Annotated in this window: 15 protein-coding genes and 1 pseudogene; 7 read left to right on the forward strand and 9 right to left on the reverse strand. The window is 63.8% G+C overall.

Translation table 11 applies throughout. The annotated features are described in order from the left end of the window. Positions 1 to 29 precede the first annotated feature (29 nt). Complete coding sequence (locus tag V1286_RS30555; RefSeq protein ID WP_334485950.1) at positions 30 to 1,205, forward strand: patatin-like phospholipase family protein; 1,176 nt, start codon at positions 30 to 32, stop codon at positions 1,203 to 1,205. A 22-nt stretch (positions 1,206 to 1,227) separates the two neighbouring features. On the opposite strand, the gene V1286_RS30560 is transcribed toward V1286_RS30555, so the two are convergent. The 4 genes from V1286_RS30560 to V1286_RS30575 form a co-directional block, all read right to left on the reverse strand. Then, positions 1,228 to 1,815: a hypothetical protein gene (locus V1286_RS30560; RefSeq protein WP_334485952.1), complete on the reverse strand. Its 588-nt coding sequence runs from the start codon at positions 1,813 to 1,815 to the stop codon at positions 1,228 to 1,230. Between the two features lie 136 nt (positions 1,816 to 1,951). Then, entirely contained in the window at positions 1,952 to 2,779 is an 828-nt protein-coding gene (locus tag V1286_RS30565) for an ABC transporter substrate-binding protein (RefSeq protein WP_417021291.1), read from the reverse strand. A gap of 19 nt (positions 2,780 to 2,798) precedes the next feature. Continuing rightward, complete coding sequence (locus V1286_RS30570; RefSeq protein ID WP_334485954.1) at positions 2,799 to 3,521, reverse strand: energy-coupling factor ABC transporter ATP-binding protein; 723 nt, start codon at positions 3,519 to 3,521, stop codon at positions 2,799 to 2,801. 2 nt (positions 3,522 to 3,523) lie between these two features. Further along, entirely contained in the window at positions 3,524 to 4,216 is a 693-nt protein-coding gene (locus V1286_RS30575; protein WP_334485955.1) for an ABC transporter permease, read from the reverse strand. Between the two features lie 88 nt (positions 4,217 to 4,304). On the opposite strand from V1286_RS30575, the gene V1286_RS30580 reads away from it, so the two are divergent. Together V1286_RS30580 and V1286_RS30585 are read left to right on the forward strand one after the other, a co-directional pair. Then, positions 4,305 to 5,192, forward strand: a complete 888-nt coding sequence (locus V1286_RS30580) for a helix-turn-helix transcriptional regulator (RefSeq protein WP_334485957.1) — start codon at positions 4,305 to 4,307, stop codon at positions 5,190 to 5,192. A gap of 155 nt (positions 5,193 to 5,347) precedes the next feature. Beyond that, positions 5,348 to 5,743, forward strand: coding sequence for a hypothetical protein (locus V1286_RS30585; RefSeq protein WP_334485960.1), 396 nt, complete (start codon positions 5,348 to 5,350; stop codon positions 5,741 to 5,743). A 166-nt stretch (positions 5,744 to 5,909) separates the two neighbouring features. On the opposite strand, the gene V1286_RS30590 is transcribed toward V1286_RS30585, so the two are convergent. After that, positions 5,910 to 7,295 (reverse strand): FAD-binding oxidoreductase, encoded by a 1,386-nt coding sequence (locus V1286_RS30590; RefSeq protein ID WP_334485962.1) that lies wholly within the window; start codon positions 7,293 to 7,295, stop codon positions 5,910 to 5,912. Positions 7,296 to 7,468: 173 nt separating this feature from the next. Continuing rightward, positions 7,469 to 10,804, reverse strand: a complete 3,336-nt coding sequence (locus tag V1286_RS30595) for an adenylate/guanylate cyclase domain-containing protein (protein ID WP_334485965.1) — start codon at positions 10,802 to 10,804, stop codon at positions 7,469 to 7,471. Between the two features lie 288 nt (positions 10,805 to 11,092). On the opposite strand from V1286_RS30595, the pseudogene V1286_RS30600 reads away from it, so the two are divergent. Continuing rightward, positions 11,093 to 11,259: pseudogene (locus tag V1286_RS30600) on the forward strand (transposase); the annotation flags it as partial. 48 nt (positions 11,260 to 11,307) lie between these two features. Here V1286_RS30600 and V1286_RS30605 read toward each other — a convergent pair. Next, complete coding sequence (locus V1286_RS30605) at positions 11,308 to 12,573, reverse strand: threonine ammonia-lyase (protein ID WP_334485968.1); 1,266 nt, start codon at positions 12,571 to 12,573, stop codon at positions 11,308 to 11,310. A gap of 162 nt (positions 12,574 to 12,735) precedes the next feature. On the opposite strand from V1286_RS30605, the gene V1286_RS30610 reads away from it, so the two are divergent. Then, positions 12,736 to 13,413 (forward strand): response regulator, encoded by a 678-nt coding sequence (locus V1286_RS30610; RefSeq protein WP_417021197.1) that lies wholly within the window; start codon positions 12,736 to 12,738, stop codon positions 13,411 to 13,413. After that, entirely contained in the window at positions 13,410 to 15,368 is a 1,959-nt protein-coding gene (locus V1286_RS30615; RefSeq protein ID WP_334485970.1) for a sensor histidine kinase, read from the forward strand. The genes V1286_RS30610 and V1286_RS30615 overlap by 4 nt, the downstream gene beginning before the upstream one ends. Positions 15,369 to 15,377: 9 nt before the next feature. Here the strand turns inward: V1286_RS30615 and V1286_RS30620 are convergent, their stop codons facing one another. Next, a complete protein-coding gene (locus tag V1286_RS30620; protein WP_334485972.1) occupies positions 15,378 to 15,668 on the reverse strand; it encodes a hypothetical protein in 291 nt (96 codons plus the stop codon). 243 nt (positions 15,669 to 15,911) lie between these two features. Here V1286_RS30620 and V1286_RS30625 point away from each other — a divergent pair, with 243 nt between their 5' ends. Continuing rightward, positions 15,912 to 16,154, forward strand: a complete 243-nt coding sequence (locus V1286_RS30625; protein WP_334485975.1) for a cysteine rich repeat-containing protein — start codon at positions 15,912 to 15,914, stop codon at positions 16,152 to 16,154. 141 nt (positions 16,155 to 16,295) lie between these two features. Here V1286_RS30625 and V1286_RS30630 read toward each other — a convergent pair whose 3' ends face one another. Continuing rightward, a complete protein-coding gene (locus tag V1286_RS30630) occupies positions 16,296 to 17,012 on the reverse strand; it encodes a hypothetical protein (RefSeq protein WP_334485978.1) in 717 nt (238 codons plus the stop codon). Positions 17,013 to 17,039: the final 27 nt, after the last annotated feature.

The raw sequence follows: 17,039 nt of genomic DNA on the forward strand, positions 1-17,039 counted from the left end.
CGAAACACGACAGCAAATCGGGGCGACAAATGGCTGATCTCAACGGGCAAGCAGAATCTTCGACCGCAAAACCGCGCAGGCTGCTGGCGCTCGATGGCGGCGGAATCCGCGGCGTGATGTCGCTCGAAATCCTGCGCAAGATTGAGCAGGATCTGGCGACGGCCACCGGCAAGGGCGCGTCATTCCGTCTCGGAGACTTCTTCGACTATATCGGCGGCACCAGCACCGGCGCCATCATCGCGGCCGGCCTCGCGATGGGAAAGTCAGTTCAGGAACTGATCGATTTCTACATCGAGGCGGGACCGCTGATGTTCGAAAAGACATCCCTGATCGGCCGGCTGCGCAGCTTCTATCAGGCCGATCCGCTGCGCGAGAAACTGAACGACGTGTTCGGGGAGCGCACGCTTGGAGCCAAAGACCTGCGTTCGCTGCTGTTGGTCGTCACGCGAAATGCAACGACGGATTCGCCGTGGCCCGTCTCTAGCAATCCCCTCGCCCGGTACAACGATCGCGACCGCCCGGACAGCAATCTGCAAATTCCGCTGTGGCAGCTGGTGCGGGCGAGCACCGCCGCACCCGTCTATTTCCCGCCTGAAATAGTCGAGTGGGATAAAGACGACCCTGCAAAAACCTTCTTCTTCGTCGATGGCGGCGTCACACCTTACAATAACCCGGCCTTCCTGCTGTTCCGGATGGCGACGCTGCCGCAGTACCGGCTGAACTGGCCTACCGGGGAGGACCGCATGATGCTGATTTCGGTCGGCACGGGAGCGGCGGCAGCGGTCAGCCGTGACCTCAACGCGCGCGGACAATTGATCCCGGCCAACGTCGCGCACCTTCCCGGCGTGCTGATGGGCGGCGCTGCGATCGACCAGGATATCAATTGCCGCGCTATCGGCCGCTGCGTGTTCGGCGAGCCGATCGACCGCGAGATCGGCGACATGATTCCGCGGCAGGGCGATCCGCTCGAGGGAGTCCTCGTTCCGCTCGAAGAAGATTGCGGCCGCCAATTCCTGTATGCCCGCTACAATCCCGATGTGAGCCGAGGCGGCCTCGACGCTTTGGGGCTGAAGAAGATCGATCCGGATCACGTCCGGGCGCTGGATCAGATCAAATACATCGGCGAGATGCAGTCTGTAGGACGAGAGTATGCCGCGAAGTTCGTGGACATGACGCCATTCCAGCGATTCGTGACGAAGGACTGACGGAGCAAAGGCAACGGCCGCCTCATGACCACAGTTGCCTCGTGTCCAGCCAATGGGTCCGGCCACCCTTTTTTTGCACCTCCTGCATCAGGTGCTGGGTTCCGCCCGGGCCGTCGCCGCCGGCTCCATTCCACAGGCAGAGAAAATCGACCTTTTCGGCACCGTATCCCGTGGCCACTTGCAGCATCCACACATTGTTGCGTTCGTAGGGATTTTCGTCAGCCTGGAGCGGGCCAATCTCTTCGGGCGCGATGTGCAATACGGCCTGTGACTTCGCTGCAAAATAGCGCGAACGCCAGTCCGCATCGGCAAAGTCGACGGATTTCGCAAGAAACTTGTCCTCCTCAAACGGAAGATAGATCGCAAGGCTCAATTGCCGGGCCAGCGCTGCCTCGGCGAACAGCAGATCCCCGCCACACGCGCCTCCGCAAATCGCCAGATCGCCGCGCTCCACGGCGATCTGATCGAGCAGATCTTCGATCGCTTTGGCGGCGATCGGCTCCTTGTCTGCCGGGAACCGGGGCTCCTCACGGGTCGGGCTATCGATCATGTGGCCGCTGAAAAGCAGCACCTTGCGCGGTTTGATCTCGCCCGAAGCTTGAGATGCCATCACTGAGCCCTCACCTTGCGCTGACGGCCTGTTTTAACAGAGAAGCTGCCGGCGGCGTGAAGCAAGATTGTTTCCTCCATCGCGGGCGCCATCATGATCGCGAGGGCCGCAAGGGTAACCGAAAGCCGCGCCCGCATCACGCGCCGGAATCGCTGGCGTTGGGATGGAACAACTGCTCGCCGTTGATCTTGTAGTCGGCGATCGCCTTCTGGCCCTCCGACGACACCAGCCAGTCGATCAACTGCTGGCCAAGATCCTTCTTGACGCTCGGATGTTTTTCCGGGTTTACCAGCATGACGCCATACTGGTTGAACAGCCGCTTGTCACCTTCGATTACGATGGCGAGATCGCCGCGGTTCTTGAACGACAGCCAGGTACCGCGATCGGCGAGCACATAGGCGTTGGAGGCGGATGCGGTGTTGAGCGCCGCGCCCATGCCCTGCCCGATCTCCTTGTACCAGGGGCCCTTGTCCTTGGCGATGTCGACGCCGGCGACCTTCCAGAGGTTGAGCTCGGCCTGATGGGTGCCGGACTTGTCGCCGCGGGAAATGAAGTCGGCGCCCTTGGCCTTGATCGCCGTGAGCGCTGCAACGATGTCCTTCGAGCCCTTGATGCCGGCCGGATCGCCCTTCGGGCCGATCAGGATGAAGTCATTGTACATCACGGGGTAACGCTTGACGCCAAAACCTTCGGCGAGAAATTTTTCTTCTGCAGGTTTGGCGTGGACGAACACGACGTCGGCATCGCCGCGGCGCGCGGTATCGAGCGCTTGTCCGGTGCCCTGCGCCACCACCTTCACATCGATGCCGGTCTTGGCCTTGAACATCGGCAGGATGTGGCCGAACAGGCCGGAATCCAGCGTCGAGGTGGTCGAGGCCACCACGATCGATTTATCCTGTGCGACGGCGTGGCCTGCGAATACGAAGCTGGCGGTCACCGCCATGATCAAACGGCGCCTAAGCATGTTCATTGGTTTTCTCCCATCAAACCAATAGTTCGCCCGCGAGGAACGTCCTGGCCTCGGCGGTTTGCGGCCGATCGAAGAACGACGCGGCGGCGCCGGTTTCCACGATACGGCCGCGGTGAAGCATGACGATGTCGCCGGCGAGCCGGCGCCCTTCGCCGAGATCGTGGGTCGCCATCACGACCTTGATGTTTCGCTCGCTGACCGCGCGGATGATGTCCTCCACCGCCTTGGTGGCTACCGGATCGAGGCTCGCGGTCGGCTCGTCCAGGAACAGCACCGCGGGATCGCGCGCGAGCGCCCGCGCCAGCGCCAGCCGCTGCTGCTCGCCGCCGGAAAGCCTTCGCGCGGCGCGATCGGCCAGTTGGCCGAGGCCGACCAGTTCGAGAAGCTCACCGGTGCGGCGAGCATGCTCCGCGCGCGGGATGCCGGCGGCGCGCAGCGCGAAGCGGATATTGGCGGCGGCGCTGCGGCGGAGCATCGCCGGGCGTTGAAACACGATCGCGCGTTTGAGCGGCGGGACATGTTCCAGGCCGCCCCAGGTGATGCGCCCGCGCGAAGGCGTGAGCAGCCCCATCGCCACGCGCAGCAGCGTGGATTTGCCCGAGCCGTTCGGCCCGATCAGCACCGTCGGCAGGCCCGAGAGCAAAGTGAGCGAGATATTGTCGAGGATCGTGACGGGACCTGCCGTCACCGTGACGCCATTGAATTCAATCGGCAGTTCGCTCGAGGGCGCGCGCATGGTCATCCCGCCAGTCGTTCGCCGGCACGACGGGCAGTCCACGCCAGCGCGTTGACGGCGATCACGATCGCGATCAGCACGAGGCCGAGGCCGACCGCGAGCGGCAGGTCGCCCTTGGAAGTTTCCAGCGCAATCGCCGTCGTCATCGTGCGGGTAAAACCTTCGATATTGCCGCCGACGATGATGATGGCGCCGACCTCCGCCGCCGCACGGCCGAAGCCGGCCAATAGCGCCGTGACGAGGCTGAAGCGCGCGTCCCAGATCAGTGCCGTGACGCGGCCAACGGGGCCGAGATTCATCGCGGTGAGTTCGTCGCGGTATTCGATCCAGAGATCCTCGATGGTCTGGCGCGTCAGCGCGGCGATGATCGGGGTGACCAGCACGGTCTGCGCGATGATCATCGCGCCCGCCGTGAACAACAGGCCGAACGCGCCGAGCGGCCCGGAGCGCGACAGCATCAGATAGACCGCAAGGCCGACGACGACCGGCGGCAGACCCATCAGGGCGTTGAGCAGGACGATGAGGCCCTGGCGCCCGGGGAATTTCGTCAGCGCAATCCAGGCGCCCAGGGGAATGCCGATCAGCGCGGCCAGCACCACCGCTGACAGGCTCACATAGAGCGACAGCCGCACGATGGCGAACAGCGCGGGATCGCCACTGAGCACGAGGTGAAGGGCTGTTGCGTCGCTGGGCATGGAAATTCCGTTCGGCAGACATCTTGCGCAGATAGGATCAATATGGTCAATTATCGTAACATCTGCACTCATATGCATATAGGTGCCTATGCCGGAACTGCTCACCACTGACGAGGCAGCCGAGTATCTGCGGCTCTCGGAGCGCAAGCTCTACGAGCTGGTGGCCGAGCGCGCCGTGCCTTGCAGCAAGGTGACCGGACGCTGGCTGTTTCCGCGCACCGCGCTGGACCGCTGGGTGTCCGCCGGCCTGATCGCGCCCGCGGCGCTGGCGCAGGTGGCAGCGCCGCCGATCATTGGCGGCAGTCATGATCCGCTGCTGGAATGGGCGCTGCGCGAAAGCAATTCCGGCCTCGCCAGCCTGCCCGAAGGCAGCGAGGAAGGCCTGCGGCGGCTGACGCAGGCCGAGGTGATGGTCGCTGCCATCCATCTGCACCGGCTCGATGGCGATGACGAAACGGCTAATCTTGACGCGGTCACCGATGCGCCGGGATTGCACGATGCGGTGGTGCTGAGTTTTGCACGGCGTGAGCAAGGCATTCTCGTTGCGCCGGGCAATCCGCTGGGCTTGAGCGACATGGCCTCGATCGCCACGTCGCGCGCGCGCATGGCGCAACGTCCCGCCGGCGCCGGCGCGCAACTGCTGCTGCTCGCGCTACTGGCGCGCGGCGGCATTGCGCTCGACGATTTGAAACTGGCAAAGCCTGCCTTTCCGACCGGCCCCGACATCGCCCAGGCGATCCGCGCCGGCCGCATCGATTGCGGGATCGCCACGCGAAGCGTAGCGAAATCGGCCGGGCTCGATTTCCTGCCGCTCGCCTGGGAACGCTTCGACCTCGTGATGAGGCAGCGCGACTATTTCATGAAGGGGCCGCAGGCGCTGTTCGACTTCATGCGCGAGGCGGGCTTCCGCGACCGTGCCACCGAACTCGGCGGCTATGATGTCAGCGACACAGGCGAGGTGCGGCTGGTGAATTAGGGGCGCAGCGTTCTCAGTGCCATATGATCGAAGTTTAACCGGGGTAAACCGGAAACTCGAGCCTGGCCATGGATCGCCACCGCCGCGCCACCAAATCGCCCAACGACTCAATGACGACTATTGCAGCGAGCCGGGGGGCACGAAGGGAGGAGCTGATGGATACCCCAACGTCTGCCGCACCCGACGAGAAAACGCCTCCGCCGGAGGAGACGCTGGCGACACAACCCGGCAAAGAGAAATCGAATCCCGCTGGTCCGTTGGAGATCACCACCGAGCGATTCAACGCGTCCGTCGCCCGGTTGACCTCAAATTCGATGGACGAACTTCACAAGCTGGCTTCTGAACTCCAGAAAATGCAGGAATTCCTGAAGTCCGAGGTCGAAAGCGTGCAGCGTCAAATCGACAGCGCGGTGGCCGGAATAAATATCATCGTCGAAACTATTGGTCCGTGGAAAAGCATGGCGGGCTCACAAGCGCATCCATCAGGCGCCCGCAACGTGCGCGCGGGGGGACCGGCGGCCAACATCGAGCAACGCAATCGCGTCGGATAGCAACGGAGAGGTGCCGCTCAGCGATACTTGCTGGCTGCGGTGGACTCTGGATGCATCGCGTAATGATGGTTTGGCAAACCCCTGAGCGCTCCTTCGTTCCATGAAGCGAAAGAACGCTCCGATAAGATTCCTTGGCGCGATTGAACCGCGCGGCAGACTTGTTCCTCTACGAGTTGAGCGGCCTGATGTTCTGGTTGATGCTGAAGAAGTTTGTCGGGTCGTACTTGGCTTTCAATGCGACAAGGCGGTCGTAGTTGTCGCCATAGGTGGCCTTGAGCCTGTTGGCGTCCCCATCGTCCATCATGAAATTCACATAGCAGCCTTCAGCCGAGTAAGGGTGCACGGCCTCCCAATAGCCCTTGGTCCAGCGCGTGATTTCGCCCGCCTTTTGCGGATTGGGATCGATTCCGGCGATGACCATCGACCAGGTCGCGTCGCGCGTGTTCCAGGCGGTGTCGCTCTTGCCCACGCGACGGACAGCGCCGTCGATCGGATAAAGATGCATGAGCGAGAGCGTGCTCGGCAGTTTCTGTGCCTGGGCGATATGAGCATCAATTGCTTCGTCGGTCAGTTCTTTCACGAAATCGCCACGCCAGTACCATTGCAAGCCCTTCGGGAAGAACGGATCGAACATAGACTGGAGAGCCGGATAGGGCATTTCGCCCATCCAGTTGAAAAGCGGCGCGGGCAGTTCACCGAGCAACTTGGCCATGACCGCTTGGCCGTCTTCTGTTGGGCCAGTGTAGCATGCGATGATGGCGCAGGCGCGCTTGCCCTGATGCTCTGCTGGGAACGGGTCCACCGGTGGAACAGTCTTCAGACCTACAAAGGCCCCGAGCTCCTCGGGAGCGCCAGGCAGGAAATCCCTGTACTTCTGCATGACGGTCCGGGCATTTTCGAGATCCCAGAAGACTGGACCGGCATAGACCAAGTTGACCGGATGAGCCTGGAACAGGAAGCTCGTGACGATGCCGAAATTGCCGCCGCCGCCGCGCAGCCCCCAGTAGAGGTCAGCATTCTCAGACTTATTGGCGGTGACAATGCGACCGTCGGCGAGCACGACATCCGCCTCGAGAAGATTGTCGATGGTGAGGCCATGCTTGCGGGTCAGGTATCCGGTGCCGCCGCCGAGCGTGAGGCCGGCGATACCGGTCGTCGAGACGATGCCGGCCGGCACGGCGAGCCCGTATATGTGGGTGGCGTGGTCGACGTCGCCCTGCGTGCAGCCGGGACCGGCGCGGACAGTGCAGGCGGTGGGATCGACCCGCACGCCTTTCATCAGCGACATGTCGATCATCAGCCCGTCGTCGACACTACCAAGGCCCGGCCCGTTGTGCCCGCCTCCGCGGATCGCCACCTTGAGATCGTTCTGCCTTGCAAAATTGACCGCAGTGACAACGTCAGCGACGTCGGTGCATCGCGCAATCATCACGGGACTCTTATCGATCATCCCGTTGTAGAGGCTCCGCACACCGTCATAATCGGCATCCGTTTGCCTGATGACCGGGCCACGCATACTGCCGATAAAGGTTTCAGTGGCGATGGCTTGCATGATCTCCTCCTGTTCTACGCAATGATCGGCCAGTTGGGCCTGAGGTTACTCCCATTGTTGGGCTCCCGGCGGTCGCTCAATAGACCGGGAGAGAGCCCGCGAACGTCATCGCAGAAATGGCGTTCCTTGATGCGGAGCGGATCTCCGCTAAAAAAACTCCGTCTACATTCACATCACGTTTCTTGTCGCCGAGGGGGGCTGGTGCCTTGACGCAGCAATGGCCCAAGCGCCGGACCGATGCCGGCGCGCTCGGCCTCGGCCAACAGCTCGCCAAGCTTGCAAGCCGTCTCCTGTCCGGGCCGGCACCGACCACGTGAACCAATGGCGCGTCCATATCGGACGAAGAAGCTGGCCCAGGGTAACGGTTCTGGCCGCGTATAGTCCTCAAGCGCCGCGCTATAGTGCTCCGCTCCGTCCCAATCCTGAGAGTCCAGCGAAGCATCGATCGCGTACCGGAAGAACCACAAATGATTGTGGCTCACCGCGCCTTTGCGGAGAATCTCCTCGCCTTCCGTCAGCGCCGTTTGACGTTCGATCGGATCCTCAGTCGTGATCGCAAGGTGGCCGAGGATCCACGGGCCCGCAAAGCTGACCCCGGTCTCCCGGCTGATCGCCAAGGCACGGTACAGCAGGTCCATCGCTTTCGTGCTGCTCGCCTCGGCACGAGCGACCATGGCCAGATCATTGAGGCTGATCGCCTCAAATCTCTTGGCGCCGAGCTGCCGAGCGAGCATCAGCGCCCGCTCGGCAGGCATCCTCATACGTGCAAACTCCCCGTTCGTGCGAAACACGTTGCACGCCGCGTTGTGGGCGATAATTTCCGCCCGTTGATGCCCAACCCGCGCCGCCAACTCGACCGCCATTTGGGCGGTCGCGAGCGCGCCGGAGAAATCGTTGAGGTACACCTGAGTGTGGGCAACCATACTGAGATTAGCGACTTCGATACGGCCGGCGCCGGACGCGCGCGACAGCTCCGCGCACCGGCTGAAGTGCCGATGGGCGCTGGCCATACGGCCGCGTGCGTATTCCGCATCACCCAGCCCGCCAAGCGCGCGCGCCTGCATCTCTGGCGAACGAGCTCTTTGGGCGCAGTCGAGCGCCCGCTCATGCTCCTGCAGGCACTCGACGAGCCTTCCGAGCGGGAAGCAGAGATTGCCCCGCAGGTGGTGGATCCGTGCGCGCTCCGCGGCAAGGTCGTCGGTAGCCGCCGCCGTCGCGGCCTTGTCCAGCATCGTAAAGGCCTCGTTGAAACGATCCGTCACACGCAGGCCGGCAGCGAGCCCAAGCCAGGCTCGACACCGCTCGATGTCAACATCGGCGACTGCGAGGGCTTGTTCAAAAGCAGCAATCGATTCCGAGATCGAACCGAGGTCATGCAGGATCTCACCCCGGAGCAGCGATAGTGCACTCACATCGGTCCGCTTCCTGGCCAGGACCAGCCCGCGTTCGACAAGACGCAGGGCCCGTTCGGTGCGGTACTCCGCTGCTTGCGCGCGTGCCGCTTCCAGGTAGGCCCGAGGAGCGTACTCGTCGTCGGCCCGGTCGAGGTGCTGTGCGCACAACGTCAGGTCACGGCTCCTGAACCATTCTGCCGCCCGCCGGTGCAACTCGCGGCGGCGGCTCCTGAGCAGCGTGTCGTAGACGCCCTCCTGGATCAGCGCGTGGGCAAAGAGGAAGTGATCGCCCTGCGGGCGCACCAGGCGATGCCGCATCAAGTCAGCGCAATTCCACCCGGGTTGATCGAGCAGAGCTGCCAACGCTTCGGCAGTAAAACGCTGGCCGAGAATGGAGGCTGCTTGCAGCGCCCGCTTGTCGGGCATCGCGAGTCGATCCAGGCGCGCCTGTACCAAACTCCGAATCGATCCCGGGACGCCGCCATCGGCGCTCTCCTCGGCATGCCGCAACAGTTGCTCCAGAAACAGCGGATTGCCAGCGGCCCGTTCGATGCAGCGCTGGGCGAGTTCGCCGAGTGCGTCAAGATAGGCCCCGGCGAGCTGGTTTGCCTCGCGCGGCTGGAGCGAGCCGAGGTCGATCGTCAGGATCGGCTCACCGGCAATCGTTGGGCGCCAGAGCTCATGGACCGGGTCGCGCTCAATTCGCGAGGTCAGGACCAAAAGCGCGGGACACCCAAGGACTGTCTCGGCAAGGCTCGCTAGGTGATCGAGTGTGGTCTGGTCAGCCCAGTGCAGATCCTCAATCGCCAGCAGCCGAGGACGACGGCCGCTCGCGCGGGTGACGAGCTCGGCGACGGTGGCTCGCTTGCCCCGGTCACGGGCCGCGTTGTCCATCGCATCATAGAGCGTACGCAGCTCGGTTGATTGCGGCAGGTTCAGGAGGTCGTTCAGATACACCCGCCGCTCGTCAGCAAGCATGCCATCGTTGCGGGCCTTCTCAGCCGCTGCGCCGATCTCTTCCCGGCTGCTTTCGTCCGTCAGACCGAGCAGGCTGCGGACCAGCGAGCGGATTGCGTCCTGACCGGAGCCCATTCCGAAGTCGAGCACCAGCGCGCTGTGACAGGCAAAGTTTTCCCCTTCAGCCTTCGCCTGGAACTGCTCGAGCAGGCGGGTTTTGCCGATGCCGGCCTCCCCGCGGATGTAGATGGCACGGCCGCGTCTCGTGTCACGGCACTGGGCCAGCGCCGCTTCGAGCTGCCGCAGTTCGCGGGTCCGTCCAACAAAGGCTTGGCGGGCTGCGCGGGCCGGCTCACGAAAGGCGCGCAGTCGCCACGCCCTGACCGGCTTTGCGAGCCCTTTGATGGCAAGCTCACCGACCTCGGAGCAGTCGACCCGTTCGGCGAGCGCCCGGTAGACTGAATCCGAAATGAAGATCTCGCCCGCGGCGGCCTTATCCTTCAGGCGTGAGGCCAGATTCACGGACTCGCCGGTGACAGTGTATTCAACGTGACGCGCGCTGCCGGTGCCGCTGGCCATAACCTCGCCACTGGCAATGCCGATGTGCACGCCAATAGTGCGGCCGAGATCGGCCGCGACCAGGGGCATGCGGCTCCCGATATCAAGGGCAGCCCGGACGCATCGCTCAGGGTCGTTGCCATATGCCACCGGGGCACCGAAGACCGCCATCACGCAATCACCGATGTGCTTGTCAACAGTCCCGCCGTGATCGACGACGCTTGCGTCGGCAAGATCGAAGAAGCTTCCGAGCAGGGCGTGGACTTCCTCAGCGTCGAGTTCGTCGGAGAGCTTCGTGTAGCCGGCGATGTCAGCGAACAGCACTGTCACCTGCCGCCTCTCAGCCTCCGGCAGCGGCGAAGCCCGCCCCGATACTGAGGCCGGTGCGCTCGGGGCAGGAGGAGGCGTCGACGTCATCCCGTCACGCAACTCCGCGATCGCAGTAAGCAGTTTGCGGCGATGGCCGACCGAGGTGACGCCAATACCGATCAGATCGTCGGCGGTCAGGCGGGCAAGGACAGCGGCGTCAATGTCGTTCTCGCGGAACGCCTTCTCATATTGCCCCAGCCCCAGACCGTGCAGCCAAGCCGCAACGTTCATGGGTGCCTCCTGGTCAGATTCTTCGGCAGAGCACCAGGACCCTCAGTCTACCTCAAATTCACAACAGGCGCTGTGAAATGTCAGCGCACACGAGGGCGTGAAGGCGTAGCTGATGGTATCTGAAGGCGGTATCGCTGCGCGCTGAAAGAACAGGCGCTATTCAGCACTTCGGGTGAATGTGTCTCGAGTGCAGACTGAGCCCTGCGCGTCTGGGTTAACATTTATCGAATATTTGTGACCGTCCTGACAGCCAATGCTCCAGTTATCGACCCCGGATTCAGTACCGCCTTGCGGCAGGTCGATCAGGCGGCGCTGTTCTACGAGTTCTCGCTTGGGCGGTACGTCCCGCCAGTCACTTACTGAGGTCAATCGACCGCTTTGTCGATCTTTCGGACTTTCGAAGCCATTTGGCGCCATTCTATAGCTGCACTGGCCGGCCTTCGATCGATCCGGAACGGTTTTCTTTACGCGAACCGGCATCTGCTTCGCTCGAAATGCTGCACCTACCGCCGCCCCGGCAACCATGCGGTATAGCCGGCCTCGCCGAGCCGTTTCATCACGTCGTCCAGATGCGCGCGGTCGCGCGTTTCGATCACGACTTCGAGCAGGGTGCCCTTGGCGGGCAGGTCGGAGAACGTGCGCTGATGCGAGACCTCGATGATGTTGGCGCCGGCTTCGGCCAATAGAGCCGAGACCGATGCCAACTGGCCGGGCCTATCGACGATATCGATGGCGATCTGCGTCAGCCGCCCTTCGCGCGCGAGTTCGCGCGTCAGCACCGAGGCAATCAGCCGCGTGTCGATGTTGCCGCCGGTGAGCACGAGGCCGACATTGCGCCCGGAAAAACGCTCCGGCGCGGCCTGCACCGCGGCGAGGCCTGCGGCGCCCGCGCCCTCGACCACCGTCTTTTCGATCGCGATCAGCATCGCCACCGCACGCTCGATCTGATCCTCGGTGACGAGAATGATGTCGTCGACGAGACGGCGGATGATTTCGGTGGTGATCCGACCTGGGGTCTTGACGGCAATGCCTTCGGCGAGCGTGTCGCCGCGCATCGGCAGGCTCTCGCCCTTGATGGCGTTATACATCGAGGGATAGAGCTCGGCCTGCACGCCTATGATCTGCAACTCCGGCTTCAGCGATTTGGCTGCGACCGCCATGCCGGAAATCAGTCCGCCGCCGCCGATCGGAACGACCAGCGTATCGAGCTGCGGCACCGAAGCGAGCATTTCGAGCGCGATGGTGCCCTGCCCCGCAATGACCTGCGGATCGTCATAGGGATGGATCATGGTCAGGTTTTTCGCCTTGCCATGCGCGCGCGCGAACTCGGCAGCCTCCTCCAGCGTCTTGCCGGAGATGATGATCTCCGCGCCATGACGCCTGGTGTTCTCGATCTTCACCATCGGGGTGCCTATCGGCATCACGATCGCGGCGGGAATGCCAAGCCTATGTGCGTGATAGGCCACGCCCTGCGCATGATTGCCGGCCGACATCGCGATCACGCCGCGCTGTCGTTCGTCCGGCGACAGCGCCAGCAGCCGATTGAGCGCGCCGCGCTCCTTGAAGGTCGAGGTGAACTGCAGGTTCTCGAATTTGAGCCAGAGGTTGCAGCCGCAGATCTCGCTCAGCGTCCGGCTCTGGTCGCATTCGGTGACCATGACGGAACCGCGAATCGCAGCCGCCGCTGATGTGACGTCGCCGGGCGTGACGGCAAGACCTGCTTCGGAAGCGTGCGGGTCTGGCGGAGCGTTTTTGGGAGCTTTCGGCATTTCGGCGGCCTCGTTGGGAGGCAATCGTATAGGCCTTTTCCGCCCGCCGTGCCTCCCCCGAATCTCGTAAAACTCCCGCCCCATGAACATGGGTGTCGCAAAAAGCCGCCGCGGCGTTACACTTGGCCAAGGGCCGCAGGGACAGGCGGCCGGAGTTTTCAGATGAATTCATTGAACGATGAGCCGAAGGTGGAGGCCATCACGGTCGTGCTGGTCGAGGACGACGCGCCGACGCTTTGGCGGCTGCAGGACGCGCTGACCAAGGCCGGATATCAGGTCAGGGCCGCCGGCACGCTCACGGAAGCCCGCGCCTGTCTCGCGCAAGGCGCACCAAGGGTGCTGCTGACCGATCTTCAATTGCCCGATGGCCACGGCGTCGATCTGATCCGCGAAACACGGCAGCGCTTTCCCGACACCGAGATCATGGTGATCTCGATCCTCGGCGATGAGGAAAGCGTGATCTCCGCGATCACCGTCGGCGCGACCGGCTATCTGCTCAAGGACGCCTTCCCGACCGATATCGCCGCCACCGTGCGCGATCTCGTCGCCGGGCACTCGCCGATCTCGGCCTCGATCGCGCGCTTCATCGTGCGGCGGACCCAGAACACGCCCGAGCCGCCGCCCGGCCCTGCGCTCAACACCGCCAAGCTGACGCCGCGCGAGATCGATATCCTCTGGGGTATCGCCAAGGGCTTCAGCTACGCCGAGATCGCCAGCCATCTCGGCCTGTCGCGCCAGACCGTGCCCGGGCATATCAAGAACATCTATCGCAAGCTCGAGGTTCATACCCGGGGCGAAGCGGTGTTCGAGGCGGTCCAGCAAGGCTTGATAAAGTTGTGAACGACCACGACGAGGACGCGACGGCGGAACAACTGCCCGCCCGCGAACGGCGGCGGCTGCAGTCGTCGCGTCTGATCCAGTACCTCCTGCTGCAGGCGATGATCGCCGGCGCCTGCGTCCTGGCGCTGCTGCAGTCGCTTCCCGGACCTCCCGCCCAGTATCAGGTCACGGCGTTCAACCTCACCGAAGCACGTGTCGAGCGCGCGGTGACGCTGCCGTATTTCTCCTCGTTGCGGAATGCGATGAACGATCCGCCCCGCTTCAGCGGACAATTCGTCCGCCCGGCCGGGGAAGCGCGCGCCTGGTCGGTGTTCCTGCCGCGCTTCACCAACGGCGTCGAGGTCAGCGTCAACGACGTGGTGATCCTCGACAGCCGGCGCGATCCCGCCGCCAACCGCCCCGACCGCAACACGCCGGCGATTGCGGTGATCCCGGCGTCAGTGCTGCGCGACGGCGACAACGCGATTGCAATCCGGCTGTTCATCTGGGGCCCGATTACCGGCTTCCTCGATCGCATCTGGGTCGGCCCGGACGAATTGTTGCGTCCGACCTATGATCTGAGAACTTTGATCTTTGTCACCCTGCCGGTGGTGTTCTCGTCCTGGCAGGCGATCCTCGCGGTCATTCTCGGCATCATGTGGGTGATGCGGCGCCATGAGCCGGCCTATGGCGTTCTGGCCGCGGCGATGGCGGTGGGTGTCGGGCAGGCGTTCCTGCAAACGCCGATGGGCGAGACGCCGTTTTCCCGACTCAACGTGATCCTGATTTCTTCGGCGCCGATTGAAAGCGGGCTGGTGCTGACATTTGCGCTGTTGTTCTCGGGCTGGAAATGGCAGCGCTACGGCTGGATCATTTTCATTCCCGGCGTGCTGCTGGCGCTAGCCGGACTGTTCGGAAATCAGGCGATGGTGCGCGCGCTGTTCCTGTATCTCGCCGTGCCGATGGTTGGCGTATCCCTTCTCATCATAGCTGTTGTCACCGCCCGCTCGATGCTGGAGCGGCGGAATGTCGCCAGCCTCCTGCTCGGCTGCGCGGTCACGATCATGCTGACCTGCTGGGTTGTCGACCTGCTCTCGGTATTCCAGATGATGCCCAATCGCATCTTCACCGCGCGGCTGTCCTACTCAGCGATGCTGGTTGCGATCGGCGCGGGGCTGACCTGGCGGTTCGCCCGCGCGCTGAACGAGGTTGACGGTTTTGCCGGCCACCTCGTCACCCAGGTGCGCGATGCCGAGGAAAAGCTGAAGGCCAGTTTCGTCCGCGAGGAGGAGCGCGCCCGTGCTGCGGCGCTGGCGCGGGAGCGCACGCGGCTGATGCGCGACCTGCATGACGGGCTCGGCGGCCAGCTCGTCAGCATCGTGGCCTTGAGCGAGCGCGGTAATGGCAGCGCGGGAATCGGCGATGCGGCGCGCGCCGCGCTGAAGGATCTGCGTCTCGTCATCGACTCGATGGACGACATCGGCGGCGATCTGATGCTGGCGCTGGGCTCGTGGCGCGAGCGCGCCACGGCGCAGCTGCGTCCGCATGACATCGCGCTCGACTGGCGCGCGGTCACGGCGCAAGGCCTGCCGGTGCATCCCGAACTGCGGCCGTGGCATGTGATCCAGATCGTGCGGCTGCTGGATGAGGCCGTGACCAATGCGGTCAAGCATGCCAATGCGCGGCGTATCACGGTAAGAATCGAAACGCTCGCAGGCGCCGATGGCCTCGACCGCGGCTGCATCACCGTCGAGGACGACGGCCAGGGTTTTGAGATCACATCGGATGGAGCGGCCGCAGGCGCGATAAAAGCGGCGCGCGGCTTGCGCAACATGCGAAGCCGCGCTGCGCGCTGTGGCGCGGAGCTGGAACTGAGCTCCTGCGCCCAAGGGACTGATCAAGAGAGCCATCAAGGCACGCGCGTGAGACTGACATTGCCTCACCGCTTTCCCGACAGCGACGGCGTTGCTGGTTAGCTTTTTACCTCAGCGACGGCCGACGCGATTGACCGGGCCACCGCGGTTCATGGGGGTGCCGGGACGAACGCCGACGCCGGGAGCACCGACGCCGACACGGGCGACGCCGACGACCGGTGTAGCGACCACCGCTGCCGCAACCGGCGTCGGCCGTACCACGCAGCCCTTCGGCACGCCGACCGTCTTGCAGTAAACCACCGCGGCCTGGGCCGAACCCACACCGCCCGGCGCGAACGAAGCCACGGCCGAGAACGCCGCTAGCGTCAGACCAGCGCTCAGCCAACCTGTCTTCTTCAACATGTGTCATCTCCGAAAATTGGGCGTGCAGCTCTTTGCGATGTGCCGATCGGTCACCGCAGCCGACGCGAGATGTACATGGTCCATTGATGCGCGCGGCAACATCCCATGAAAATGGTGTGAGCGTGCGCGCGGGAGTTGCGGGCCGATTTCCGACGCCATGAACATGGCATGGACCAGGGGCGCAACCTCGACGAGCTTCCGCGCGCTTTCAACCCTCAGATTCCCGTCCAAAGGTGATCCACGATGAAATCAATCCACGTCCCTGCCACAGCAGTCGCCGCGCTGATCCTGTCGCTCGCCGCCGGCTCGCTGGCTCAAGCGCAATCCGGACCCACCCCGCAGGAGCAGATGGCCTGCCGCTCGGATGCCGGAAAATTCTGCGCCGAACATATCGGCAAGCCGCCGCAGATGAATGCCTGCCTGCGCGCGAACAAGCCGAAGCTGTCGGATGGCTGCCGCAAGGTGGTGGAATCGCACGGCGGATAATGCCGCATCTGGAAAAGTCGTCACCGGTGTTCGCCAACGCGTAGCGATTGCCCGGAGATCGGGCTCAAATATAAGTTGGAGCGCGATAACGTTTCAAAGTCATCACGCTCCCAAGAGGTAGCGACGAACGCCGGAAAACAATCAGTCATCCTGATCGAACAGCCGGATCCGGGGCATTTCGCCTCTCGCCGGCGCGGCGAACATCTCTCTCGGCTCGCCTTCTTCCCGGATCCTGATCCGCCGCGGCTCGGTCACTTCGCGTACGCTCCCTTCGACCGCCTCGAGCTCCTGCTCGCGCGGTTGCTGGAAGCGGCGCTTGTCGGCCCAGCGCTGGCGCCGCTCGGCGCGCCGCTTTTCGGCGTCCGCGCGTTTGATGTCGGCATCGCGGTTCCTGGCGAAGGCGTCGCGAGGCGCGGCGGTCTTTTCGTCGGCCTGTTCGGCAGGTTTTGCAGGTTGCGGCGGCGATTGTACGGGCTGCGCGGCCGCTAGGTTGTCGGCCGTCTTCTCTTCGGCGTGCGCGTTATTGGCTGATAGCGCTGCCGCCTCTGTCTGCGGCTGCGGCTGTGGTGTTTGCAGCTGTGGCTGCGTTTGCGGCTGCTGTTGCTGCGGCTGCTGCGCTTGCGGCTGTTCCTGTGGCGGCGCGGAAGCGGTATTCGTCGTCGCCGCGACGTGCGGCACCGGCTCCGCTGGCGCCGTCGAGACGTGTATCGGCTCCGCCGACATCCTCCGTTCCAGCTTGGACACCGTCTGCAAGGGCGGGCTGGTAATGTTGGCAGCCAGATAGCCACCACCGAGACCGGCGGCGACTGCCACGATCACGGTTCCCGCGCCGGCAAAATAAGCCGTCGATATCCGCATGGCTCGACTCCCTCAATCCACGCGGGC

It is taken from the genome of Bradyrhizobium algeriense (assembly GCF_036924595.1).
Classification (GTDB): Bacteria; Pseudomonadota; Alphaproteobacteria; order Rhizobiales; family Xanthobacteraceae; genus Bradyrhizobium; species Bradyrhizobium algeriense.